Raw genomic sequence first — 3,025 nt, 5'->3', positions numbered from 1 at the left:
GAAACCTATCCCGGCATCCGGTTTCAGGTGGTCAATCTGGGCGGCACCTTGCCGTTCATCTTTGAACGGCTGGAAAGCATCGCACGCCATCGCAACCCGGACGCCCCGTTTCCCACCGCAAGGCTGCGGCGGTTGTGGTATGATTGCGCCTCGCTCGGGCCGCGTGCGCTGGAAACGGCGGTAACGCTGCTCGGGGCGGATCGCGTGATGCTGGGGTCCGACTATCCGATCTTCAAGGAAAATCCGGTTGCGGTCGTCGAAGCCTCGCGTCTTGACCCGGCACAAAAGCAACTGGTTCTGGGTGAAACCGCCGCTGCGTTGCTTGCCTCCCTTGGGTGTGGCCCGGCTGTGAGCGGCTGACATACCGCCCGGGAACCTTACGTCCGCAAAGCAATCAACCGTTGTTGATCCAGCGCCATATCTCCCCCCCGGAACAATTGCGCCTGCCCGCGCCCGGCGTTTTTGGAGGCATAGAGCGCCTCATCCGCGTCATGGAGCATACGCATTGCGTCGGGCGTGTCGTAATGCGTCGATACGGTTATACCGATGCTTGCCGAAATCGCGCACAGATCACCTTCGAACCGAATTGGCTCGCTCACCCTGTCGACGACCCGTCGCGCAATCACACTGAGTTGTTTTTCATCCGTCAGATCATTGAAAACAACGACGAATTCATCGCCCCCCACCCGCGCGACCGTGTCACCCTTTCGTGTCTCAACCAGCAATTTCCGCGCGACCTCTCGCAAGACATGGTCACCCGCCGCATGGCCGAGCGTATCGTTCACCGCCTTGAAGTAGTCGAGATCAATATGCATCAGGCCAAAGGGCTGCTTGTCGGCGATCAGCACCGAAAGCGTCGAATCCAGCGCACGCCGGTTGCGCAAGCCTGTCAGCGTGTCGGTCTGTGCCTGTTCCTCGGCGACATCGCGGGCACCTTGCAGCCGCAGGTTCAACTGACGCAACTCCTCGGTCACGGCGGTTTTCGCCTCCACCAGATAGAGCAGTTCCATCGCCAGATCGGTCACCGCGAAATCCGCATCGGTCAGTTGGTGGCTGGCGACCGCCTCGATCACACCAATCCCGAACGACAGGTTCAACAGCACGCCGCCCGTATCCGGCAAAGCCACAGCCTGCCCGCGCACACATTGCGTCCCGGCCCCCTGCCTCGGCCGTATCGTCAAACGCTCGGTATTGCGGCGCAGCAGGTCCGCCATCGTTGAAACACCGCCCGGTCGGCGCACCTCAAAGAAGTCAAAAAAGAGATTACCTTCAAACCCATTCGCGGCAAATGCCTTTTGCAGGGTCGGTCCCGCCGACAGGATCACACCTGACGGGGAAAGCCAAAGATGCATCGGCATCAACTGGTTCAGTCCCTCACGTCCGATCCGCATCGTTTTCATGGTTCCCTCCCCGGTTCATTCGTTACCAACCCGTGTCGTCAAATAAAACCGTCGCCCTTCGGAATGCGCCATTTCCAGCACCTGAATCAGGATCAATTCACCCTCGGGGCCATTGCCGCCATGTTCCATCAGTACAAGGGCACCATAGTCGTCGGCCATGGCACGCAGCAAGCCCATCATGACATGGCTGCTGCCGGCAAGCGGAAAACGGCATTGCAGTTTGAAAAGTTGCGGCGAAATTTCGACCAGATCGAGTTCCGGCAGATCGAGATCGGCGAGTGCCAAACGACCGCGCCCGCGCGTTTCCTCCAGCGTTTGCAAGAAATCGGTGAAGCTGACGCCGCCGAAACGCAGCAACCGGCGCAGGGCATCCAGTTCCGGGTTCGACACCAGAAACGTCCCCAAATCCTCCAGAATACTCTCTCTGGGGCGGCGCAGGACCGTGACGCAGGCTTGCACCGCCGCCTCCGTCAAGGCGATATCATAGCTGAGCATCGGCTCGAAATTATCAAAACCAAGCCGCGCCTCCCGCGTGACATGGGCCCAGATTGCCGGGCCATGCGTGTCGCGCACATAGCATTGCAATGCCCTGTTGATCAGCCCGTGCATATCAAAACGGTCCCTTCCCATCTGGCCGTGTAGACTAGCCGCGAAGATTTAACGAAAGTCTAAGAGGCCCCGATCATCCGATGCCATTCGCCGATCAGGCAAATCCGATGATTCCGACAATGAAAGGCCCATTTCTGTAATACGAAACCCTTATTCCTTTGGCGAAAAACGGTAATTACCCTCAGCAACAGTGGCCTTTTCACCTCCCTGAAACCCGGATATATGGGGGCATGACCCAGAATCCACCCAACCTCCGCCCCGACCTTGCCCCCACAGCCCGCTTCACGGAACCCCGCCGGGAGGGGCAACCGATGATCGGTATGGTCAGTCTGGGCTGCCCCAAGGCGCTGGTCGATTCGGAGCGGATCCTGACTCGCCTGCGCGCCGAAGGCTACGCCATCAGCCCCGATTACGCGGGCGCAGAGGCGGTTATCGTCAATACCTGCGGCTTTCTTGACAGCGCCAAGGCGGAATCGCTGGATGCAATCGGTGAAGCGTTGAAGGAAAACGGCAAGGTCATCGTGACCGGCTGTCTGGGCGCGGAACCCGATTATATCCGCGAACATCACCCCAATATCCTCGCCGTGACCGGGCCGCAGCAATATGAACAGGTGCTGGATGCGCTGCACCGCGCCGTGCCGCCATCGCCCGATCCGTTAATCGACTTGTTGCCGTCCTCGGGCGTCACGCTGACGCCACGCCATTACAGCTACCTCAAGATTTCAGAGGGCTGCAACCACAAGTGCAAGTTCTGCATCATCCCCGATATGCGTGGCAGGCTGCAAAGTCGCCCGGCCCATGCGGTGCTGCGGGAAGCGGAACGACTGGTGGATGCAGGGGTGCGCGAGTTGCTGGTGATCTCGCAAGATACCAGCGCTTACGGCGTTGATATCAAACACGCCACCGACAAGGACCACCGCGCGCATATCACCGATCTGGCGCGCGATCTTGGGTCGCTTGGCGCCTGGGTGCGCCTGCATTATGTCTATCCCTACCCGCATGTCCGTGACCTGATT

The 3,025-nt window shown here is 59.6% G+C and carries 4 protein-coding genes; 2 read left to right on the top strand and 2 right to left on the bottom strand.

Translation table 11 applies throughout. The features are described 5' to 3' along the window. The coding region (locus L0H65_RS17320; RefSeq protein ID WP_301460474.1) for an amidohydrolase family protein at positions 1-360 on the top strand (360 nt) is incomplete at its 5' end. A gap of 17 nt (positions 361-377) precedes the next feature. On the opposite strand, the gene L0H65_RS17315 is transcribed toward L0H65_RS17320, so the two are convergent. Both L0H65_RS17315 and L0H65_RS17310 read right to left on the bottom strand, forming a co-directional pair. Further along, entirely contained in the window at positions 378-1,400 is a 1,023-nt protein-coding gene (locus L0H65_RS17315; protein ID WP_301460473.1) for a GGDEF domain-containing protein, read from the bottom strand. A gap of 15 nt (positions 1,401-1,415) precedes the next feature. Further along, positions 1,416-2,009: a heme NO-binding domain-containing protein gene (locus L0H65_RS17310; RefSeq protein WP_301460472.1), complete on the bottom strand. Its 594-nt coding sequence runs from the start codon at positions 2,007-2,009 to the stop codon at positions 1,416-1,418. A gap of 230 nt (positions 2,010-2,239) precedes the next feature. Here L0H65_RS17310 and L0H65_RS17305 point away from each other — a divergent pair. After that, positions 2,240-3,025 (top strand): radical SAM protein (locus L0H65_RS17305; protein WP_301460471.1); only part of this gene is annotated, 786 nt, incomplete at its 3' end.

Source organism: Pseudorhodobacter sp. (assembly GCF_030452865.1).
Classification (GTDB): domain Bacteria; phylum Pseudomonadota; class Alphaproteobacteria; order Rhodobacterales; family Rhodobacteraceae; genus Pseudorhodobacter.
The sequence above is the reverse complement of the archived record's forward strand: the minus strand, read 5'-3'. Positions and strand labels throughout refer to the sequence as shown.